This window comes from Lactococcus sp. EKM203L (assembly GCF_011800585.1).
Lineage (GTDB): Bacteria > Bacillota > Bacilli > Lactobacillales > Streptococcaceae > Lactococcus > Lactococcus lactis.
The window spans coordinates 1-20,532 of the sequence record NZ_JAALEQ010000001.1 but is presented as its reverse complement, the minus strand read 5'-3'; the positions used below and the strand labels follow the sequence as shown (position 1 = coordinate 20,532).

Here is a 20,532-nt window from a genome sequence, read left to right as displayed (position 1 = left end):
GTCAGCAGTTATTCGCCTATTTTCTTAAATTTCGCGATGAAAAAGCCATCTGTATGATACATTTCTGGAGTAATAAAAATACATCCTTCTTTAATCATATCTGCCTTATCGCTAGAAATTTCAACTTGTTCAAAATTAGGATGACTTTCTAGAAATTGACGAACAACGTCAAAGTTCTCTTCATCAAAAATTGTACAAGTACTGTATACCATTATACCACTTTTTTTCAGGCTTTTCGAGGCGCTGTTCAGAATTTCTAGCTGAATTTTTTGTAAATCAACAAAATCCGAACTTTCTTTTCTGTAGCGAATATCTGGTTTGCGTCGAATTAATCCAATACCTGAACACGGAGCGTCCACAAGAATTCGGTCAAATTTATCTGAACCAAATTCTTCAAAAATCATTGTCGCATCGGCTTTTTGAGTAGTAATTTTATCCGCAACATGTTGACGCTCTGCATTTTGATTAATTAAATCAAGTTTATGATCATATAAATCTAGTGCTGTGATATGGCCACTTGTTAAATATTGAGCCATATGAGTACTTTTACCACCAGGAGCTGCACAAGCGTCAAGAACTTCTTCTGTTCCTTCTAAATCAAGTTGAGGGGCAACTAATTGACTTGTTTCATCTTGAATCGTAATTCTGCCAGATTGAAATTCTTCTGTCATTGCAAAATTTCCACTGTCAGCAATTAGAGCACTTTCTGTCAGTAGAGAAGCACGAGTTCCTGAAATTTCTACGGTTGGGTCAATTTTTCGTAAGCTAACGTGACTTGGCTTTTCAAGACTTTCTAAAATTTCTCCTGTTCTTTTTCCACCAAATTGACGAACCATTTTATCCAATAAAAGTTTGGGCATTGAATATTTTGTTTCCCAATCCTTTGGTTCTTCATTTCGATGTTCAGAACGCATGAAATTACGTAACACAGCATTGATAAAGTTAGCCGTCGCTTGACCATCACGACGTTTAGCGATTTTGACTGCTTCATCTACTGCTGCCGAAGTTGGGACCTTATCCATAAATAAGATTTGATAAACTGTAAGCAATAGGAGCATTTTTGCCCAAGGTTTTGGTTCTTTTTTCAAGAAGGGAGTAATATGCCACTCCAATAAATCCTTTTTAGAAACCACTCCATATACAAGGGCAGTCACAAAAGCTTTATCAACTGTGGATAGTTCAGAATCTCGCAAATTTCGATCCAATGAAATATTGGCATAAGCATCATTGCCAAAAATGTCATTCAATACATCGAGTGCGGTTTGTCTTGCATTTTTTGTCATAGAGCTATTATACCCTTAGTAGTCAATGACTGTCAATGACTTTCGTCAGATGATTTTCCTTAAATTTCTTAAAAATACTCTCTTTTCATGATTCTTTTGTACTATATATAATACTTAACGGTTTTCTATTTAAAGTAAAATTTTCTTGAAAGTAACAAAAAAACTGACATCTTGTCAGTTTTTTTGTTAAATTGATTCTTATTTTACACGAGCATCATCACCCATGTCATCAACTTTTTCTTTTACTTTATCTACTTGATCAGATGTAAATTTCCCTGTTGTTTGAGCTGCGCCAACCACACGATCTTGTAAACTTTTTTCATCATCTTTTTGTTGTTCTTTTGTCTTAATATCAACAACTGTAACATTAACTTCAACAACTTCTAAATCAGTCATATCAGAAACTTCTTTACGAATGACATCCTTAATTTTTTGGTAAATATCAGGAACGTTCTTCTTGTATTCTGTGACTACTTTTAGGTCCACTGCAACTTGTTTTTTACCAACTTCTACACCGACACCTGCTGTAACATCATCTGTATTTACTAGTTTTCCTGTCAGATTTGAGAAAAATCCTCCATCGACAGACAATAGTCCATTGACAGATTCAAGGGCAAGTCCAACAATTTTTTGAATCACTTTATCTTCGTAAGTCAAGCTACCTTTAACTTCAGTTACTTCTGTTTTTGTGTTTTCTTGTACCATAATTTCCTCCTAGTATTTTCTTATTTTTTCTTTAATAGTTGTTCAATGATTCCCGTACGTTGAAGATAAAGGCCAACGAAAATTCCTAAGCCAATAAGTAAGAAGAGAAGAATCATTTTCCAAAATCCGATTGTGAAGATACAAATAGCTATAATTAAACCTACTATTCCTCCAATTATCGGATAGCGATATCTTTCTAAAAGATTCATTTCCACCTCCTTATTCTACACGACGACTTGTCGAACTTTTATTTTCAGCAAGTGAGCTAACTTTTATTTTTAATTTTAAGTCATAATTTATACCAAAGAAATTTTGGATACTTTCTTTAATTTCTTGCTCAATTTCTTTTGTTTTTTCGACAATCTCAACTCTGGGAATAATTTCTCCTTTAACATCAATTTTTATTTTGGCTTGATATAAAGTCACATTGATTTTTGGATTTCTGATATAACCGTTGTTACTAACAATTTCTCTGACCAATCCTTCGATTGCTGAAACTTTTAAAGTTAGATTTCCTGTTTTATCATCTAGTAGAACTTCCTGATAAGTTTTTGGATAAAAAATAAGAATCAGCAAACAAATTAACAATAATGCTCCTAAAATTGAAGAGCTGATAAATATATATTGGGAAAGATGATTCCCAATGTAAGGAATTTCTGATGAGGGCATAAGCTCCCAACGAAAATTCATATAATTAAAGTAATCCCATAATATGGGGATAAGAATGGTGAGAAAGAATAAATCAGCCAAAATAAAAATAAATTTTTTTCCTTTTGACACGATACCTCCTCTCTTTTGCTGCTTTATCTAGTTGTTAGCTCTACCTAAGAAGAATGAAACGACAGCAACAACGATGACAGCACCAACAATAGAAGGGATAAGTGCCATACCAGCTAAACTTGGACCCCAAGAGCCTAAAAGTGCTTGCCCGACGAAAGACCCAACAAGACCAGCTAAAATATTAGCAATCCATCCCATTGATTTGCCCTTATTTGTAATTGCTCCTGCAATTACACCAATAATAGCTCCGACGATTAATGACCAAATCATAAATACCTCTTTCTAGTACAGTTCCTGTACATTTTTAATATATCAAAGTTCAAGCAACTTTTAAAGTAATTCGCTTTCTTTTTATTACACCCTAACTTACTTGCTAAATTTTGAAGTAAAAAAAGTTCTATCATTAAAATTGATAGAACTTTTAATTTATTATTGTGGACAAATTTATTCGCCAAACTTATCCCCAACCTGTATTTTTTGACCTAGGCCATTAAGAAAGCTAACGATATCCATCTTGGGTTTACCGGCTGGTTGAACGAAAAGAAGTTCAAGGAGGCCCTCACCTGTGGCAACTTTTAATGATTTCTTCGTTTTTTCCACAATTTCACCAGCTTGTAAGTTACTGACAGAATCATCAACAACTTTTGTTTCATAAATCTTGAAACGATCACCATTCCATGTGGTATGTGCAACTGGGAATGGATTCATACCACGAACTTTATTGAAAATTTCACGTGCAGATTTATTCCAGTCGATTTTTTCTTCTTCTGGCGAAATATTAGGACTAAAAGTCACTTCATCTTCGTTTTGAGCTTGAGCTTTTAATTGGCCACTCAGGTATTTTGGCAATGTTTCAAGTAACAAATCACGTCCAACAAGGGCTAACTTTTCAAACATAGTGCCAACATTATCATCCTCAAGAATTGGAGTAGAATCTTGAGCAATCATGTCACCGGCATCCATTTTACGAATCATTTCCATGATGGTTACACCAGCTTCTTTTTCGCCATTCATAATAGCATAATGAATAGGTGCCCCACCGCGATATTTTGGTAGTAAAGAAGCATGAGTATTGACTGCAAATTGAGCAACATCTAATAATTTACCTGGCAAAAATTGTCCAAAGGCGGCAGTCACAATTCCAACTTCTCCTGATTCAAGGAGCGTCATGATTTGAGTCATTTCTACTGAGCCAGAAAGTTTTTCTGGTTGAAGAACAGGCAAGTTAACCGTTAAGGCAAGTTCTTTAACTGGTGTCATTCTTAATTCCTGTTTCCGACCAACCTTACGGTCTGGTTGAGTCACTACTGCTAGAATTTCATATTGATTAGAATCAATCAAACCTTTTAAAACGGTCGCAGCAAATTGTGGTGTCCCCATAAAGATAATTTTTGTTTTTGTCATAAGTTTTCAAACTCCTCGATAATAATTTTCTTTTGTTTCATTAATACTTGAACAGCCTTATCGCCTTTTGCCATTAACTGTCCAAGATTTTCTGGAATAATTTGCCAAGAAATACCAAATTTATCTTTGCACCAACCGCATTGTTCGGCTTCTTTAACATGAGAAAGTTTTGACCAATAATCATCAATTTCGGCTTGATTTTTACAAGTCACAGTAAAACTAACTGCTTCATTAAATTTGAAAATTGGACCGCCATCAAGGCAGATAAAGTCAAGGCCATTCAGACTAAATTCACCATTTAATACTTTTCCAGACATTCCTACGAAATGCTCATCTAGCTTTTCATCAGGATAATATTCGATGTTTTTGATTTTTGAATTTGGAAATACAGATACATAATAGTTCATTGCTTCTTTGGCATTGTTATCAAACCAAAGGCTTGGGATAATTTTTGCTTCCATAGTTGACCTTCCAATCTCTGTAAATTTCAGCTTTATCCACATGGGGATAATTATTGATTTCGGCAATTACTTTTAGGACAAGTGGAGATGAATTTTCTACTGACAAGTTTTTAATCGACTTCCAGACTGCTCTGTCAGAGTCATTTTTTCCGTCAGCAACAAATTGTGGTAATTTTTTGGCTACACTATTTAATTTTACATCAAAAAGATTGAAAATGTGGTGCCCAACGACTCGACGGTCATTTTCATAAATCCAAGCGGAATACAGGCGATTATTAGTACTTGCAAGAACCGTAAAGCCTGTTTCTTCAAGAACTTCTCGCTCTAATGTGTCAAACATTGATTCACCAACTTCTTGCGAACCGCCAGGTAAATCATAGCGATTTTGATAGGGACCTGAATTTTTTTCAATGACAAGTAATTTCTCATTGTCAATTGCCACACCATAGACTCCAAAATGCTTCAATAAATCGAATTTCTCAAACATATTTACCTCATTTCATTTCAAAAATGGCCGAAATTTTTCATATTTTTGTTCAAATTCTTGAATTTCACAAATTTTATTTCCGGAAAATTTAACAAGAGAAATTCCATCAAGAATGCCTTCTTTACCTTCATAAAAACACCGGAAAGTCCATGTGAATAAAGCAGTCTCATTATCCACATAATATTTATCCACAGTCCATGACTTAACTTTGTTTTCCACAGGATTATTCCACTGACAGAACCATTTTTCAATTTCAGCTTTTCCTTGATACTGAGCGCCGAAATATTCTGTCCATAAAATATCTTCTGATAAAACTATCAGTAACTTTTTGATGTCTTTATTTAACCATGCGTCAATTGTTTGTTGAAAAAGTTCTATTTTCTGCATTTTCCACACCAACTTTCTTTTGTTTTCAAATTCTTAACTTTTCCACCTGTGGAAATTTTTATACAAAATTTTGTGGCTCACTATCAATCAATACTCGTAAATTTTTGTTATCCCGAAGTTGGGTTAATTCAAGCACTTGATTTAAAGCTGATTCTAATTCTTCTTCAAAACGATATTTAACTAAGATTTGATAATGATAAAGGTTATGTGTTCTGGCAATTGGTCTGGCGGTTGGCCCTAATATTTTAGCTTTTTCTGTCAAATTTTGCTTGAGTAATTGAGCGATCTCATAAGATTTTTGAATGGCAACTTCTTCATCTTGATGAGAAACAAGCACTTGAACGGTGAAATAATAAGGTGGATAGGAAAGTTCACGACGAAATCTCATTTCCATTTCATAAAATTTTTCGTAATCTTGAGCCTTGGTCATTTCAATAGCATAATGATGTGGATTGAAAGTTTGAATTAATACTTCACCTTTTTTATCTGCTCGTCCAGCTCGTCCAGCCACCTGCATCAACAATTCAAAGGAACGCTCACTCGCTCTAAAATCAGGTAGATTTAGGCCAGTATCTGCGTTAATGACACCCACTAAGGTTACGTTTGGAAAATCTAAACCTTTGGCAATCATCTGAGTTCCTAAGAGGATATCAGCTTCATGATTACCAAACTTTTCAAGAATTTTTTCGTGAGCATTTTTTGTCCGAGTCGTATCTACATCCATTCGCAAAACTCGTGCTTCAGGCATGATTTCTCGAAGTTCTTCTTCGACTTTTTGCGTTCCTGAACCGTAATAACGAATTTTTCGTGAATGACAATTAGGACAAGTTTGCGGAATTCCTTCGACATGACCACAATAATGACAATTCAAAGTTCGGGTATCCATGTGAAGGGTCAAGGAAATATCGCAATTGGGACAATCAACAACAAAACCACATTCACGACACATGACAAATGAAGAATAACCCCTTCGATTCAACATCAAAATGACTTGTTCATCTTTGTCAATTTTTTCTTTTATTTTTGTCAGTAAAGATTGTGAAAAATTAGCAGATTGGTCAGAAATTTCACTGCGCATATCAATGATTTTTATTTCTGGCAGGTTTGCTGCTTCATTTGCCCTTTTTGTCAGTAATAAAAGTTCATAAACTCCGCGCATGGCACGTGCTCGCGTTTCTAAACTTGGCGTTGCAGAACCTAAAACAAGTCTTGCACCATGCCATTTTGCACGCAAAAGCGCAATATCTCTTGCATGATAACGGGGACTTGAATCTTGCTTATATGAAGTTTCATGTTCTTCATCAATGATGATAATTCCCAAATTTTCAACAGGTGCAAAAATAGCTGAACGTGCACCGACAACTACCTGAGCTTTGCCAGATTTAATTTTTCGCCATTCATCATATTTTTCACCATCAGATAAACCAGAATGCATAATCGCCACTTTATCTCCAAAACGAGCAATAAATCGATTAGTAATCTGTGGCGTCAAAGAAATTTCTGGCACAAGCATAATTGCTGTTTTACCGAGTTTGAGAAAATGGTCAATGGTCTGTAAGTAAACTTCTGTTTTACCTGAACCAGTAATTCCTTCCAACAAAAATGGTTTGTCAGAAGATGCAATTATTTTTTCGTAAGATGCATTTTGTTCGGAGTTGAGAATTTTAGCACTGTCATTTTCCACATCTTCAAATTTTTCTTTCGTCCTCGAAATTTCAACCTCTTCAATTTTGACTAGGTCATGCTCAACGAAAAATTTAATGATTTGTGAAGAAAAATTTAATGATTTGACTGCAATTTTTTCTTCTTGAAGTCTTAATAGAAAATATTTCAACTCTAAGCGTTTTTTGGCTCTCTTTTCAATTTCAAATTCAGCTAGTTTTTCGATATCTGGAATAGATAAGAATTTTTCTGTTTTTCTATTTTCTTTAGATTTTGCTAAATATTCTACTGACAGCTGACCCAAACGCACAGCCTTTGCTGACGAGATTTTTTCTGCTTCTGTCAGTTGTGACCATTTGACAGAAGTTCCGTCAGTCGATTTTAGGAGCTTGTCATAATTAGAATTCAAAAGATTAGGTAACATGGCTTTTAGACATGAAATTTTATAAGAAAATACTGAATGACGCATTTCATCTGCCAACCAAAGCTGTTCATCCGTTAGGACTGGCTCAACGTCGAGTAGTTCAGAAATTCCTTTCAAATTTACTGATGGCTCAAGTTCTTCATCTTCAAATCCAATGACAATTCCTTGAACAAGCCGGTTTCCACTTCCAAAAGGAACATGAACCCGCATGCCCACTTCAAGCAAATTTTCAAATTCAGCTGAAAGGCTGTAAGAAAAGGGTTTATCCGTCTGCATCAGAGGCACATCAACGATGACTTTAGCAATTTTCATTTATTTTTGACCTCCGTTTTCTTATCTTTAATTATAACAGAAAAGCATTTTTCCTGCTTTTGACTTATCCGCTTCTTACTGACAAAGCTGTCAGTAACTTTTAGAAATAAAAAAAGCGCCAATTGACGCTTAAAAAATTTATTCTGCGGCAGCTGCTTTAGCGGCGCGGCTATTTTTTTGTTTTGCTTCTTCTTCAGCTTCTTCTTTAGCAATTTGCTCTTTGATGAGTTGTTCTTTCATCTTAGCTTGCAAACGTTCCAATTCGCGTTTTTCAACTAAAGTTTCACGTTTCAATTCAGGTGATGGGTGAATTTTAACTGTTCCATCAGCAATTTCTTCCAAAGCACGCAAAGTATTTTTTACAGCTTTAAATTCTTTTGTTGGACGTTCTTTATCACGCAATTCATGCGCACGTTTTGCTTCCAAAACTACTAAAGAATATTTTGAATCAACTTGGTCCAATAACTTGTCAATTGAAGGTTCTAACATCATAATTCATTACCTCATTTTCTAAACTTTTCATTCTATTTTTACTGACAGACTTGTTATCGTCAAAATAAAATTCTGTCAGTAAAATTTATCAACTTTATCATTTCTGGCAGGACTATCAGTAGAATTGATAGCTCCTTCGCATTAAACTGACAAATCTGTCAGTAATTTTTCCAATTAAATCAAACTTTCACATCATCAATCATATGAACGTAGCGTTCAATCACGCGGTCCACACGGTAATGTTCAGCTTCAATAATCTTCTTAACACGTTCGGCAGCAAGTTCAACTTTGTCATTAACGACGGCATAATCATATTCACTCATCAAGCGAATTTCTTCTTTTGCTTTTTCAAGTCGTGAAGCAATGACTTCAGCCGAATCTGTCCCACGTCCAACTAAACGTCCACGCAATTCTTCCAAATCTGGTGGAGTCAAGAAGACAAAAACACCATCTGGAACTTTTTCCTTCACTTGAAGCGCACCTTGCACTTCAATTTCTAGAAAAACATCTTTTCCTTCGTCCAATGTTTGATTGACATAAGTTAAAGGTGTGCCATAATAATTTCCAACATATTCAGCATATTCCAGCATCTGACCATTGCGAATCATTTCTTCAAATTCATCACGTGTCCGGAAATAATAATCTTTTCCATCTACTTCGCCAGGACGTTGCTTACGCGTTGTCATTGACACTGAATATTCAAAGTTGTTTTCACTCTCAAAAATTTTAGCACGAACTGTTCCTTTTCCAACACCAGAAGGTCCAGAAAAAACAATTAATAAACCACGCTCACGCATTTTTTCCTCCGATATATCTCTAATTCCATCTCTTAATCAACGATTAAACTCATTCTATCAAAAGCTAGCTCTTAAAACTAGCTTTTGTAACAAAAAAGAAATATAATTTCGTAATAAGACACAAAAAAACTGTCAAAAGACAGTTTTTTATTTTGCATAGTCAATCGCTCGAGTTTCACGGATAACAGTAATCTTGATATTACCAGGATAATCCATTTCATCCTCAATTCGATTTTTCACATCATGCGCCAAAATCACAATTTGGTCATCCGTTAATTTTTCTGGTTTAACCATTACACGAATTTCGCGTCCAGCTTGCAAGGCAAATGCTGTTTCCACACCCTCAAAGCTTGTTGAAATTGCTTCAAGGTCTTTCAAACGTTTGATGTAATTTTCAATTGATTCACGACGAGCTCCAGGACGTGCTGCTGACAAAGCATCAGCCGCTGCAACAAGTACCGCAATGTTACTCAAAGGTTCTGTATCACCGTGGTGACTCGCAATTGTATTGATGACAATTGGATTTTCCTTGTACTTACGCGCAAGTTCTGTTCCAATTTCAACGTGGCTTCCCTCAACTTCATGGTCAAGTGCTTTACCAATATCATGCAAGAAACCTGCACGTTTAGCAAGTGCCACATTTTCTCCCATTTCGCCAGCCAAATTACCAGCAATATGAGCAACTTCAACTGAGTGATCAAGTACGTTTTGTCCATATGAAGTACGGAAATGCAAACGTCCCATAATCTTCATCAAGTCAGGATGCAAGTTATGCGCCCCAACTTCAAAGGCTGCTTGTTCACCATATTCACGCATTTTATGATCAAGTGCTTTGCGGTTTTTCTCAACCAACTCTTCAATTCGCGCTGGATGAATTCGACCATCTTGAACTAATTGTTCAAGAGTCATACGAGCAATTTCACGACGAATTGGGTCAAATCCTGAAAGTACAACTGCTTCTGGCGTATCATCAATGATGACATCAATCCCAGTCAAAGCTTCAAAAGTACGAATATTACGACCTTCACGACCAATAATCCGACCTTTCATACCATCGTCTGGTAAATTGACAACCGAAACAGTTTGTTCAGCTACAGAATCAGATGAAACGCGTTGAATAGCAAGTGAGATAATATTTTTAGCTCGCTTATCTGCTTCAACTTGAGCTTTTTCTTCGCTTTGACGAATAATTTGAGCCATTTCTTTTGTCAAACCATCTCGAGTTTCACTCAAAATAATTTCACGAGCATCATCTATGCTCAAATTTGAAATACGCTCCAATTCTAGTCGTTTCTTTTCTTCAATATGCGCTAATTGTTCTTCTCGCTTACTGAGCGTATCAGTTTTTCTAACGAGGTTCTCCTCTTTAGAATCTAAGTTTTCTTCTTTTTTCGTTAAGGTATCATCCTTACGGTCTAAGATTTCTTCACGTTGTTTTAGGCGCTTTTCAGTCTCCTTTAACTCCTGACGTTCTTGCTTAAATTCATCTTCGATTTCACGACGTTGCTTTTGTTCTTCTTCACGAAGGGTGTAACGGGCTTCTTTTTTGAAGGCTTCAGCCTCCATTTTCAAAGACTCCGCCTCACGTTTAGCATTCGCCATCACCTCATTTGCTTTATTTTCAGCTTCATTAAAAAGAGATTCAGCATCCTGCTTATTTTTCTTTATATTTTGAGCGTAAAAAATAAATGCGACAACTAATACAACCAATAAGACCAAGAGAACGATAGAAATAATGTCCATTAGTCTCCTCTAAAGTCAGTAGTAATTCCAATAAATTCTACTCACAGTTTGATTATAAATTAATGTATTTTACATAGTAAAACACTCATTTATTATATCATTTTAAGGCTCATTATTCAATGAAAGATAGTGTAACGCTTTCAGAATAATTTAGAGTCAATTATGTCATCATAAATTGACCTCCTTCACGAATAAATAAAAACAGTTATTTTACTAACTGTCTTCATCAACTAATTTTCAAGTAAAGCAGCTGCTTCTTCATCCAAAATAAAAGTAATATTTGGATGTGTCCGTAAAATAGAAGCTGGAATTTCTTCTGTGATTGGGCCCTCAAGAACTTTTTTCATAATATCTGCTTTCTTTTTTCCGTCAGCAAAAACTAAAAGTTGCTTGCTAGCTAGAACTGTTCGTGGACCAAAAGTGACATAAGGAGAAGCCGGTTCTTTATCTGTCAAATTTTTGATTGACTGATAAATCTCATCCCCTTCTTCAAATGGAACAGCAAAAATTTCTCGCTCAAAGCTTGTATGTCCTGGCATATTTGCACAAAAATGACCATCTTCTCCTATCCCCATAACAATCAAATCAATCCCACCGTCCTGTAAGATTTTTTGGTCAAAAACTTGATTATTTTGAGCATTTAATTCATGAAGATTACCATCATCAATATGTACTCGATCATAGAAAGCTGTCTTTAAAGCACTCATTGTTAATCCATAGCGTTCACCAGCAAGTGGTACTTCATCAAAATTGTAATAATGGATATTTGAGCGATCAAAATTCATTTTTTGGAGTTTATCAATAAGAATTTCATACATTCCAAGAGGGGTATTTCCCGCTGTAAGCGAAAGATTTACCCTTTTTGAAAGCATCATCTTATCAAGAACAATCGCTGCAGCAAGTTCACTCATTGTGGCGTAATCTTTAGTGATTATTTTTTTCATAGGAGCTCCTTTTTTCTTGTTACTTCTATTTTACAGGATTAAGTATTCTATTTAAAGCAATTCTACTCGTTGAAAATAAAAAAGCGGAAATCCGCTTTTTTTATTATTTTTTAAGAGCTATTTTAAGTTCTTCAACCTTATCTGCTTGTTCCCATGGTAATTCTACATCTGTACGGCCGAAGTGCCTTTCGACTTTGGGCTTTAGCCCATTAGCGAGAAAGGACAGCGGAGGAGACAATGGCGACGTAGACCGAACGAAGGTCGGCGAGGCCGATTATTTACCTAAAACGGATTTAAGTTCTTCAACTTTATCTGTTTGTTCCCATAGTAATTCTACATCTGTACGGCCGAAGTGCCTTTCGACTTTGGGCTTTAGCCCATTAGCGAGAAAGGACAGCGGAGGAGACAATGGCGACGTAGACCGAACGAAGGTCGGCGAGGCCGATTATTTACCTAAAACGGATTTAAGTTCTTCAACTTTATCTGTTTGTTCCCATGGTAATTCTACATCTGTACGGCCGAAGTGCCCGTAAGCTGCTGTTTGTCCGTAAATAGGACGGAGTAAGTCAAGCATTTGAATAATTCCTGCTGGGCGAAGATCAAATACTTTACGAATTGCTGCTAAAAGTTCATCATCTGAGACTTTACCTGTGCCAAAAGTATCAACATTGATTGATGTTGGTGTCGCAACACCAATAGCGTACGAAAGTTGAATTTGCGCTTTTTCTGCAAGTCCAGCTGCCACAATATTTTTGGCTACATAACGTGCTGCGTAAGAAGCTGAACGGTCAACTTTTGTTGCATCCTTACCAGAGAAAGCTCCACCACCGTGGGGAGCATACCCACCATAAGTATCAACAATAATTTTACGTCCAGTCAAGCCTGAATCCCCTTGAGGACCACCAATAACAAAACGTCCTGTTGGATTGATGAAGTATTTAGTTTCATCATCTAAAAGTTCAGCTGGAATAACAGCCTTGATGACTTTATTAATCACATCATCGTGAATTTCTTCGTTTGTTGCTGACGCAGCATGTTGAGTAGAAATAACGACTGTGTCAATGCGTTTTGCTTTGCCATTATCATCATATTCTACAGTTACTTGTGATTTTGCATCAGGACGCAAGTATGAAATTTCACCTGATTTACGTAAATCAGCTAATTTTTTAACTAATTTATGTGAAAGTGAGATGGCGAGTGGCATATATTCGGCAGTTTCGTTAGTCGCAAAACCGAACATCATTCCTTGGTCACCAGCACCAATCAAATCAAGCGGGTCAACTAATTGGCCATTTTTATCGCGAACTTCTTCGGCTTCATTTACCCCTTGTGCAATATCGCTTGATTGCTCAACAAGTGAGACGTGAACGCCCACTGATTTATAATCAAATCCATTTTCGCTATCTGTATAGCCAATTTTTTTGATTGTTTCACGAACGACATGAGCAATATCAACATAAGCTGATGTTGAGATTTCACCAAAGACATTGACCGTCCCTGTATATACGACCGTTTCACAAGCAACGTGTGCATGTGGGTCTTGTGCGAGAATGGCATCAAGAATGGCATCTGAGATTTGGTCTGCAACCTTATCTGGATGGCCTTCTGATACTGATTCTGATGTAAATAAATGTTTTTCTGACATTAAAAATGTCCCCCAATCTAAATTTTGGTTACAAGGCGTCTTTAAACTTATCTAATATTTGCTGACGAAAAACCTTCATAGGATAGCCGTTGGCGCTTCAGCGCTTACGGATATGCTAGTATTTTCATCAGTAATTTTTAAAATAAATCAAATCCTTTCGGGACTCGTAACTCTCTTATTTTACCTCTTTTTTGGAAAAAATGCACTCTTTCCTTTACATGATTCTAAAATAAATCTACTGATAAATTTTAAATAAGTTGTCCTTATGATAATTCAAACCCGAAATGCTGAATGGTCTTGTTTTTCAACTTATCAATTGTCAAACTTAATGTTTTTTAAACATGTATTCGCGGGTCATTGGCAAACCTTGACCTGAAGCACCTTTAGTCAAAAGATATTGAACAACATCAATATTTCCAGCTTCAAAACTTGCAGCGCAGGCTTGAAGATAAAGTGTCCACATCCTTGCAAATGGTCTACCCATTTCTTTTTCTACTTCATCAAAAACTTCGAGATAATTTTCATTCCAAATTTCAAGCGTTTTTTGATAATGACGACGAAGAGGTTCAAGATCATCCATTTGCAAACCAGCAGTCATAATATGTTCAACATTTTCAGCAATATTTGGAATATAACCTCCAGGGAAAATGTATTTTTCAATAAATGGATCCACACCAGCACCGCGATGTTGTCCAGTAATACCATGAATCAATGCACGACCGTTTGGTTTGAGATAATCAGAAACTTTTTGGAAATACATTTCCAAATTTTCTTTCCCAACATGTTCAAACATTCCGACAGATGTAATGTAATCAAAAGGTTCTTCTTTGAGGTCACGATAATCAACCAAATAAACTTTCACTTTATCAGAAAGTCCCAAATCATCCGCTTTTTTGCGAACATAATAATATTGTTCTTCTGAGAGTGTCACTCCGACTGCTGAAAGGCCATATTCTTGAACAGCCTTAAACATCAAAGTTCCCCAGCCACAACCAATATCAAGCAAACGTCCCCCAGGTTTACTATCGAGTTTGTCCAAAATATGATGAACTTTAGCAATTTGTGCTTCTTCCAAAGTCATATCTTCATGTTCAAAATAAGCACATGAATAAGTCATCGTTGGGTCAAGCCATTTGTTATAAAAGTCATTCCCAATATCATAATGACTATGAATATCTTCACGAGATTGTTTTTGAGAATGATTTCCCAAAAGTTTTATCATTGATTTCCCAAAACCAGATTGGTCTGTTAAAAAGCTACCAGCCTTACGATATGCTGATGTAACAAGCTCTTGAATGCTCCCCTCAATTTCAATTTCTTCATTCATGTAAGCTTCAGCCAATACTAAGGTTGGCATTGAGCTCAATTCACTAAATGAGAATTTTTTATTAAAAGTAATGCGAACTTGCGTTTCTCCCTCACCATACTTTTCTGTTTTTCCATCCCAATAAGTTACTGCAATGGGGATATCGAAAGCAACTGCAAGTGCTTTGTTCAAAACTGTTTTTTCAAATACCAAGTTATTCTTCCCTTTCCTAACATTGTTCTAATAAAACTATACTCCGTAGATTATTGAAAGTCAAATACTTACTATCGTTAGATTTTTCTGAAAATTTTCATTGTCAGTAAATTGCTAAAGATTTTGCCCATAACCGAGGTCAGTCTCCTAGATTCTAGAAAATAGATAACTTTGAACTTGCGCAAGTGCAGAAACGTAATTTCCTAATTTTCCCTCTCGCTTGCAGTCGACTTCACATGGTATAATAAAAAAATGAACGACAAACTTGAAAAATCTATTATTTTACAAAAAAATCCTTGGCTGACTGATGTAAAAATTGTCGCTGAATCTGAATCAACTCAAAAAGATGCTAAATTAGACGGACAAGAAAATTGTCTTTATTTAACTGAAAGACAAAATAAAACTTATGGTCGTTTTGGCCGTCAGTATTTTGCTGCGCCGTCTGGCGGAATTTATATGAGTTTGTCACTCAAGCCCAAAGTTGAACTAGAAAAACTTCCAGAGTTCACTCTGCTGACAGGAGCTGCCATTGTGTCAGCAATCGAAAAATTAACTGACAAAAGGCCTCAAATTAAATGGGTTAACGATATTTATCTAGACGATAAAAAATTTGTTGGTATTCTTGCCGAAACTTCACTTAATCCAACTCAAGAAGCTCAAATTATCATTGGTGTCGGAATTAATTTTTCTATTTCCCACTTTCCAACTGAAATCGAAGAAAGAGCCACTTCTTTATTTTATAATGAACAAGCAAGCATCAGTCGTTCGGAATTAATTGCCGAAATCTGGTCTGAATTTCATCGTTTATCAGAGGGTTCATTTTTCCAAATTTATAAATCTCACTCATTTATTCTTGGCAAACAAGTTGAATTTGTTCAATCTGGACAAACTTTTTCCGGAAGAGCCACAGATTTAACCTCTAAAGGTGAGCTTATCGTAAATTTAGATAATGGTCAGCAAAAAATACTTTCCAGTGGCGAAATCTCACTAAAAAAATGGACTTAATCAGTCCATTTTTTCAGTTATTATTATTATATTATATAGGAGGCCAGTTTTAGGTCATGGTGGACCAGAATTATTTTACTGACAGAACTTTCTGTCAGTAACTTTTTTAGAAATCTGACCAGTCATCTTCTTTTTCTTTTTCAACTGGTTGTGCTTCCTTAGTCTTACGACTTTTTGGTTCATCCCATGAATTTCCCCATTGGTTTGAATCTTGTTGATTTTGACGTCCTTTATCTTCATAACGACGTGCCCAATTATTCATTTTATCTGAATAACGTTCTGACCAACGATCCATTTTTTCATCAAAATGTTGCGCTTTACGATTCCATTTTTCTTGATAATCATCTTCTGAATCATCATAGTAATTTCGTGGTCTAGCACTTGGAATAATCCAACTTGCTACGAAATACAATGGAATCAATCCGCCCCAGCTTCCAAAAGCCAGAACAACAAATAGGATACGTAGAATCGTCACAACATCACGACCCAGACCAAAATATTCTGCAATACCTGCAATGACACCACTGACTCTACGATTTGTCACTGATTTTGTTAATTGTCTTTGAGACATAATTTATCCTTTCTTCATAATCGTTGAATTAACCTTGTGACGGTGTCATCAATAGACTCGCAATCACATAAACAATGAGTAATGTTCCCCAACTTCCGAAAGTACCAAGCACAATCAGAACCCGAATTACATTAATTACTGTACGGCTCAAGCCAAAGTATTCACCAAGTCCCCCGACGGTTCCTGCGATGACTCGATTGCTACTTGATCTTTTCAGAGTTTTCTTAGCCATTTCTCACCTTTCTTTTCAAATTTACTGACAGAACTCTTATAAAATTTCTGTCAGTAAAATTTTATTCAGTTTCTTCTTTGTCAGTAGTTTCAGTATCTTTAAGCCAAATCGTTCCTGATTTTGTTTCAAATTCAAAGGTTAATGACTCAGCACCTTGACGGACAATCGCTGCTCCATTACGGCCAGCTTCAAAAGGACTATCAAGATTTAAACGTGTCTTATATCCGCCAAAGATTGTGCGAACATGACCAACCAAGCCCAAACTTTCTGGTACAGAAACTTTGATATCGCCATTCACATTTTTAAGATTTAATTTGTGAGCCGTTCCTGTTTTTTCGGTCAGCAAAATATTTCCGTTTACGAGTGAGACATCACCAGATTCAAAAGCAGTTGTAATTCTGATATTACCATTAACTCCAGTTAATTCTAAATCTGAATTCGTGCCATCAATTACTTTGATTTCACCATTCTTATTGTTAATCTTCAACTCATCGCTGTTTACTTCAAGCACTTCAGCATTTCCGTTCATAAGATTAATATTCATTTTTTGACTGGAAATTTTTTCAACTTTAAGTTCTGCATGAGGTGTATTAATCTCAATATTTTCATATTCTTTTACTGGTAAGTAAAGTTCAATATCCGCAGAAATTCGACCATTTGCTTCAATTTCAAGCACATCATCTTCAACTTCAAGTTTAGTTTTTTCAGCAATATAAGCTTCTACATCACCATCTTCAACTGCCCCGTAAATTTTATATTCTACTTTTACATGGGCATTTTCACCCGGTAAAATATTTACTTTACCACTCTTAAGATTAAGATTAACATTTTTGAAATCTTCGTTGATATCTTTTTCTACAGTGTGAGAAATTGATTTAACCTTAGGAAATCCTTTTGAAAAATCAATATTATCATCAACAGATTTTGCAACCCCTTGGAAAATTTCTTTACCTCTAGCAAACAAACTTTCTGCAACATTTTTCATTGCATCAGGAAAATCTACATCGTGATTAACATATCCTTCTTTATCTGTATATGTGAATTCTTTGTTCTCAGTTTTATCATCAGAAGCTTCTCCATTCACTGAACCATTTTTTTCAAGTAATTCTAAAGCTTCATCTTCCGTGATAATTCCACGACGCATCAAATCCATAATTCTATCTTTTTTATTAGCCATTTTTTTAGATCCTTTCTCTGCTCATTCAAGCATTCAATATCTTAAAAACTTTTTTTATTGAGATTATCTTTATCTCGTACACTTATTATCTCAAACTTTTACCAAATAAAAATCAGCCTTTGGGCTGATTTTTAACATCTTCTTTTTTTAGCTAAATAAAAGATTCAATACTCCTATTTTAATGACAGAACTACTAATTAATTTTGTCAGTAATTATTTAGGTTGAATATAAGTTGCCAAAGCAGCTACACCAGCAGAAATATGGCGTTCGCTGACAATATTATTTTTTTTTATTTCCTCTCAAATGCCTTCTAATGGAGAAATTTCAAATATCCTAAGAACAATTAATGAAGGAATTACTAGAGTACACTCTTTTGCTGTATAATAGTTCAAATCAATAAAGCTTATACCAGATTCTTCGTAAATTAGACAAAATTTTTTGTAAGACAAGCATTCTTCTGGCGCAATCAGGAATTCAATGTGCCAATTTGTTAAAATCAAATTTTCTTTCATCATTCTGTAAGCAATGATAGATTTCCAACAACCAGATAAAGTTTTTTACTAGCACATAATCGATAAAAATGAAAATACTTATTAAACTTATATACTAAGATAGAACCTTATGCTATATCAAAGCAAATTGAAAAATAAAAAAACGTCCATCATAAATGACAAACGTTTATTTAATCATGTTTTAAAAGTTGATTAAGCTTTGTTTGCTGAACCGAATACATCGATACGTTCTTCAACAGACGCAGTAATTGCATCGAAACCAGGTTTCAAGAATTTACGTGGGTCGAAAAGTTTTTTCTTCATGTATTCTGCTTCATTAGCGTCAAATTCGTTAACGAATTTACGAGTAGCAGCTGCGAAAGCAAGTTGGCATTCAGTATTAACGTTAACTTTAGCTACACCATTAGCGATAGCTTCTCTGATTTGATCATCAGGGATACCAGAACCACCGTGAAGTACGATTGGCACATTGTGTCCCATAGCTTCAACGAGTGCTTTGTTCAATTTTTCAAGGTGATCGATGTGAAGACCTTTCCAGTTTTCTGGGTAAGGACCATGAATGTTACCGATACCTGCTGCAAGGAAGTCAACACCAAGTTTAGCCATTGCAACTGCATCATCGATAGGAGCAAGTTCACCTTCACCAACGATACCGTCTTCTTCACCACCAATTGAACCAACTTCACATTCAACTGAGATGCCTTTAGCATGAGCTTTAGCGATTACTTCTTCAGCAAGTTTAAGGTTTTCTTCGATTGGAAGATGTGAACCGTCAAACATCAATGATGAGTAACCAACTTCGATACATTCCAAAGCATCATCAAAATGACCGTGGTCAAGGTGAATAGCAACTGGAACTGTGATTCCCATTGATTCTACAAGAGTTTCAATGAGGAGTTTACACATTTTGTAACCACCCATGTATTTAGCCGCACCCATAGAAGTTTGGATCAATACTGGAGTCTTTTTAGCTTCTGCTGCACGCAAGATAGCTTGAGTCCATTCAAGGTTGTTTGTGTTGAAACCACCGATAGCGTATCCGTTATCACGAGCGGCTTGTACGAATTTTTCTGCTGAAACGATTGCCATTTCAAAATTCCTCCGAATATTTTATTACTTACCTAGTATAGCATTTTGTGAAGTATTTTTCTAGTCCAAGCTCGTAAAAATACAAAGTAACCGCTTTATTAAGCCATTCTTAAAGAAAGATAAAAAAAGATTAATAGTTTAATAACTATTAATCTTAGCATATCCCGAGGACCGGTTTCGAACCGGTACGAAGGTTACCCCTCGCAGGATTTTAAGTCCTGTGCGTCTGCCAGTTCCGCCACCCCGGGTATTATACAAAAACTCCCACTGGGGAGAATTATCAAGCGAACGACGAGATTCGAACTCGCGACCCCAACCATGGCAAGGTTGTGTTCTACCCCTGAACTACGTTCGCACTTAAACTTTGTGTCTTACGACAATGCCGACTACATGATTCGAACACGCGACCCTCTGATTACAAATCAGATGCTCTACCAACTGAGCTAAGTCGGCTAATACCTAGTATGCGGATGAAGGGACTTGAACCCCCACGCCGTTAAGCGCTAGATCCTAAATCTAGTGCGTCTGCCAATTCCGCCACATCCGCTAGGATTATGACCCGTGCTGGGCTCGAACCAGCGACCCTTTGATTAAAAGTCAAATGCTCTACCAACTGAGCTAACGAGTCATTAGTATTTCTACTAACGGTTCTGACGGGAATCGAACCCGCGATCTTCGCCGTGACAGGGCGACGTGATAACCGCTACACTACAGAACCTTTATTCACTTAATGGCTGAAACAACCAATGGGAGTTAACGGGATCGAACCGCTGACCCTCTGCTTGTAAGGCAGATGCTCTCCCAGCTGAGCTAAACTCCCAAAACTTGGCCACTCGCCTATCTCCCAGGGGGCAACCCCCAAGTACTTCCGCCGTAGATGGACTTAACTTCTGTGTTCGA

The 20,532-nt window shown here is 36.1% G+C and carries 21 protein-coding genes and 7 tRNA genes; 1 reads left to right on the top strand and 27 read right to left on the bottom strand.

Going from position 1 to position 20,532, the window contains the following annotated elements:
* Positions 1-8: 8 nt before the first annotated feature.
* The 16 genes from rsmB to HFD15_RS00065 all read right to left on the bottom strand — a co-directional run bounded on the left by rsmB (position 9) and on the right by HFD15_RS00065 (position 15,045).
* Complete coding sequence (rsmB, locus tag HFD15_RS00140; RefSeq protein ID WP_014570715.1) at positions 9-1,283, bottom strand: 16S rRNA (cytosine(967)-C(5))-methyltransferase RsmB; 1,275 nt, start codon at positions 1,281-1,283, stop codon at positions 9-11.
* A 198-nt stretch (positions 1,284-1,481) separates the two neighbouring features.
* Positions 1,482-1,988 carry an Asp23/Gls24 family envelope stress response protein gene (locus HFD15_RS00135; RefSeq protein ID WP_012898444.1) on the bottom strand — a complete coding sequence of 169 codons (507 nt, stop codon included), beginning with the start codon at positions 1,986-1,988 and terminating at the stop codon, positions 1,482-1,484.
* A gap of 20 nt (positions 1,989-2,008) precedes the next feature.
* Positions 2,009-2,197, bottom strand: coding sequence for a DUF2273 domain-containing protein (locus tag HFD15_RS00130; protein WP_012898445.1), 189 nt, complete (start codon positions 2,195-2,197; stop codon positions 2,009-2,011).
* Between the two features lie 10 nt (positions 2,198-2,207).
* A complete protein-coding gene (gene amaP / locus HFD15_RS00125; RefSeq protein ID WP_010906186.1) occupies positions 2,208-2,768 on the bottom strand; it encodes an alkaline shock response membrane anchor protein AmaP in 561 nt (186 codons plus the stop codon).
* A gap of 27 nt (positions 2,769-2,795) precedes the next feature.
* Entirely contained in the window at positions 2,796-3,038 is a 243-nt protein-coding gene (locus HFD15_RS00120) for a GlsB/YeaQ/YmgE family stress response membrane protein (protein ID WP_003131476.1), read from the bottom strand.
* A 174-nt stretch (positions 3,039-3,212) separates the two neighbouring features.
* The gene (gene fmt / locus HFD15_RS00115) at positions 3,213-4,172 is read right to left on the bottom strand and encodes a methionyl-tRNA formyltransferase (protein ID WP_023189127.1); all 960 of its coding nucleotides are present in this window, start codon (positions 4,170-4,172) and stop codon (positions 3,213-3,215) included.
* Complete coding sequence (locus HFD15_RS00110; protein ID WP_003131474.1) at positions 4,169-4,633, bottom strand: VOC family protein; 465 nt, start codon at positions 4,631-4,633, stop codon at positions 4,169-4,171. The genes fmt and HFD15_RS00110 overlap by 4 nt, the downstream gene beginning before the upstream one ends.
* On the bottom strand, positions 4,599-5,120 hold the full coding sequence (locus HFD15_RS00105) for an NUDIX hydrolase (protein WP_023189128.1): 522 nt from the start codon (positions 5,118-5,120) through the stop codon (positions 4,599-4,601). The genes HFD15_RS00110 and HFD15_RS00105 overlap by 35 nt, the downstream gene beginning before the upstream one ends.
* A 12-nt stretch (positions 5,121-5,132) precedes the next feature.
* Positions 5,133-5,507 carry a nuclear transport factor 2 family protein gene (locus HFD15_RS00100; RefSeq protein ID WP_025017158.1) on the bottom strand — a complete coding sequence of 125 codons (375 nt, stop codon included), beginning with the start codon at positions 5,505-5,507 and terminating at the stop codon, positions 5,133-5,135.
* 58 nt (positions 5,508-5,565) lie between these two features.
* Entirely contained in the window at positions 5,566-7,905 is a 2,340-nt protein-coding gene (locus tag HFD15_RS00095) for a primosomal protein N' (protein ID WP_167593473.1), read from the bottom strand.
* A gap of 138 nt (positions 7,906-8,043) precedes the next feature.
* Positions 8,044-8,397 carry a DNA-directed RNA polymerase subunit omega gene (rpoZ, locus tag HFD15_RS00090; RefSeq protein WP_010906189.1) on the bottom strand — a complete coding sequence of 118 codons (354 nt, stop codon included), beginning with the start codon at positions 8,395-8,397 and terminating at the stop codon, positions 8,044-8,046.
* Between the two features lie 179 nt (positions 8,398-8,576).
* Complete coding sequence (gene gmk, locus HFD15_RS00085) at positions 8,577-9,194, bottom strand: guanylate kinase (RefSeq protein WP_003131468.1); 618 nt, start codon at positions 9,192-9,194, stop codon at positions 8,577-8,579.
* A 147-nt stretch (positions 9,195-9,341) separates the two neighbouring features.
* A complete protein-coding gene (gene rny / locus HFD15_RS00080; RefSeq protein WP_023189132.1) occupies positions 9,342-10,937 on the bottom strand; it encodes a ribonuclease Y in 1,596 nt (531 codons plus the stop codon).
* Between the two features lie 230 nt (positions 10,938-11,167).
* Positions 11,168-11,881 carry a glucosamine-6-phosphate deaminase gene (locus HFD15_RS00075; protein ID WP_058207872.1) on the bottom strand — a complete coding sequence of 238 codons (714 nt, stop codon included), beginning with the start codon at positions 11,879-11,881 and terminating at the stop codon, positions 11,168-11,170.
* Between the two features lie 445 nt (positions 11,882-12,326).
* Positions 12,327-13,526, bottom strand: coding sequence for a methionine adenosyltransferase (gene metK / locus HFD15_RS00070; protein WP_017865032.1), 1,200 nt, complete (start codon positions 13,524-13,526; stop codon positions 12,327-12,329).
* 325 nt (positions 13,527-13,851) lie between these two features.
* Positions 13,852-15,045: a cyclopropane-fatty-acyl-phospholipid synthase family protein gene (locus tag HFD15_RS00065; protein WP_167593471.1), complete on the bottom strand. Its 1,194-nt coding sequence runs from the start codon at positions 15,043-15,045 to the stop codon at positions 13,852-13,854.
* A gap of 252 nt (positions 15,046-15,297) precedes the next feature.
* Here HFD15_RS00065 and HFD15_RS00060 point away from each other — a divergent pair, with 252 nt between their 5' ends.
* Positions 15,298-16,050: a biotin--[acetyl-CoA-carboxylase] ligase gene (locus HFD15_RS00060; RefSeq protein ID WP_167593469.1), complete on the top strand. Its 753-nt coding sequence runs from the start codon at positions 15,298-15,300 to the stop codon at positions 16,048-16,050.
* A gap of 106 nt (positions 16,051-16,156) precedes the next feature.
* On the opposite strand, the gene HFD15_RS00055 is transcribed toward HFD15_RS00060, so the two are convergent.
* The 11 genes from HFD15_RS00055 to HFD15_RS00005 form a co-directional block, all read right to left on the bottom strand.
* Entirely contained in the window at positions 16,157-16,621 is a 465-nt protein-coding gene (locus HFD15_RS00055) for a PspC domain-containing protein (RefSeq protein ID WP_017865035.1), read from the bottom strand.
* 28 nt (positions 16,622-16,649) lie between these two features.
* Positions 16,650-16,853, bottom strand: a complete 204-nt coding sequence (locus HFD15_RS00050; protein WP_003131460.1) for a PspC domain-containing protein — start codon at positions 16,851-16,853, stop codon at positions 16,650-16,652.
* Positions 16,854-16,914: 61 nt separating this feature from the next.
* Positions 16,915-18,030: a DUF4097 domain-containing protein gene (locus HFD15_RS00045; protein ID WP_023189137.1), complete on the bottom strand. Its 1,116-nt coding sequence runs from the start codon at positions 18,028-18,030 to the stop codon at positions 16,915-16,917.
* Positions 18,031-18,735: 705 nt separating this feature from the next.
* Positions 18,736-19,632: a class II fructose-bisphosphate aldolase gene (locus HFD15_RS00040; protein ID WP_003131457.1), complete on the bottom strand. Its 897-nt coding sequence runs from the start codon at positions 19,630-19,632 to the stop codon at positions 18,736-18,738.
* A gap of 162 nt (positions 19,633-19,794) precedes the next feature.
* A tRNA-Leu gene (locus tag HFD15_RS00035) sits at positions 19,795-19,880 on the bottom strand.
* Positions 19,881-19,915: 35 nt separating this feature from the next.
* Positions 19,916-19,987 (bottom strand) — tRNA-Gly (locus tag HFD15_RS00030).
* Between the two features lie 25 nt (positions 19,988-20,012).
* Positions 20,013-20,085: transfer RNA gene (locus HFD15_RS00025), tRNA-Thr, on the bottom strand.
* 12 nt (positions 20,086-20,097) lie between these two features.
* A tRNA-Leu gene (locus HFD15_RS00020) sits at positions 20,098-20,179 on the bottom strand.
* 8 nt (positions 20,180-20,187) lie between these two features.
* Positions 20,188-20,260: transfer RNA gene (locus HFD15_RS00015), tRNA-Lys, on the bottom strand.
* A 17-nt stretch (positions 20,261-20,277) separates the two neighbouring features.
* Positions 20,278-20,350 (bottom strand) — tRNA-Asp (locus HFD15_RS00010).
* 29 nt (positions 20,351-20,379) lie between these two features.
* Positions 20,380-20,452 (bottom strand) — tRNA-Val (locus tag HFD15_RS00005).
* Positions 20,453-20,532 lie beyond the last annotated feature (80 nt).

Excerpts from the sequence above, each read along its gene's own strand:
- HFD15_RS00050 (WP_003131460.1), bottom strand. The coding sequence starts at position 16,853 with ATGGCTAAGAAAACTCTGAAAAGATCAAGTAGCAATCGAGTCATCGCA.
- gmk (WP_003131468.1), bottom strand. The coding sequence starts at position 9,194 with ATGCGTGAGCGTGGTTTATTAATTGTTTTTTCTGGACCTTCTGGTGTT.
- HFD15_RS00130 (WP_012898445.1), bottom strand. The coding sequence starts at position 2,197 with ATGAATCTTTTAGAAAGATATCGCTATCCGATAATTGGAGGAATAGTA.
- HFD15_RS00120 (WP_003131476.1), bottom strand. The coding sequence starts at position 3,038 with ATGATTTGGTCATTAATCGTCGGAGCTATTATTGGTGTAATTGCAGGA.
- fmt (WP_023189127.1), bottom strand. The coding sequence starts at position 4,172 with ATGACAAAAACAAAAATTATCTTTATGGGGACACCACAATTTGCTGCG.
- metK (WP_017865032.1), bottom strand. The coding sequence starts at position 13,526 with ATGTCAGAAAAACATTTATTTACATCAGAATCAGTATCAGAAGGCCAT.
- HFD15_RS00075 (WP_058207872.1), bottom strand. The coding sequence starts at position 11,881 with ATGAAAAAAATAATCACTAAAGATTACGCCACAATGAGTGAACTTGCT.
- rpoZ (WP_010906189.1), bottom strand. The coding sequence starts at position 8,397 with ATGATGTTAGAACCTTCAATTGACAAGTTATTGGACCAAGTTGATTCA.
- HFD15_RS00135 (WP_012898444.1), bottom strand. The coding sequence starts at position 1,988 with ATGGTACAAGAAAACACAAAAACAGAAGTAACTGAAGTTAAAGGTAGC.
- HFD15_RS00060 (WP_167593469.1), top strand. The coding sequence starts at position 15,298 with ATGAACGACAAACTTGAAAAATCTATTATTTTACAAAAAAATCCTTGG.
- rsmB (WP_014570715.1), bottom strand. The coding sequence starts at position 1,283 with ATGACAAAAAATGCAAGACAAACCGCACTCGATGTATTGAATGACATT.
- rny (WP_023189132.1), bottom strand. The coding sequence starts at position 10,937 with ATGGACATTATTTCTATCGTTCTCTTGGTCTTATTGGTTGTATTAGTT.
- HFD15_RS00105 (WP_023189128.1), bottom strand. The coding sequence starts at position 5,120 with ATGTTTGAGAAATTCGATTTATTGAAGCATTTTGGAGTCTATGGTGTG.
- HFD15_RS00110 (WP_003131474.1), bottom strand. The coding sequence starts at position 4,633 with ATGGAAGCAAAAATTATCCCAAGCCTTTGGTTTGATAACAATGCCAAA.
- HFD15_RS00040 (WP_003131457.1), bottom strand. The coding sequence starts at position 19,632 with ATGGCAATCGTTTCAGCAGAAAAATTCGTACAAGCCGCTCGTGATAAC.
- HFD15_RS00055 (WP_017865035.1), bottom strand. The coding sequence starts at position 16,621 with ATGTCTCAAAGACAATTAACAAAATCAGTGACAAATCGTAGAGTCAGT.
- HFD15_RS00095 (WP_167593473.1), bottom strand. The coding sequence starts at position 7,905 with ATGAAAATTGCTAAAGTCATCGTTGATGTGCCTCTGATGCAGACGGAT.
- HFD15_RS00045 (WP_023189137.1), bottom strand. The coding sequence starts at position 18,030 with ATGGCTAATAAAAAAGATAGAATTATGGATTTGATGCGTCGTGGAATT.
- HFD15_RS00100 (WP_025017158.1), bottom strand. The coding sequence starts at position 5,507 with ATGCAGAAAATAGAACTTTTTCAACAAACAATTGACGCATGGTTAAAT.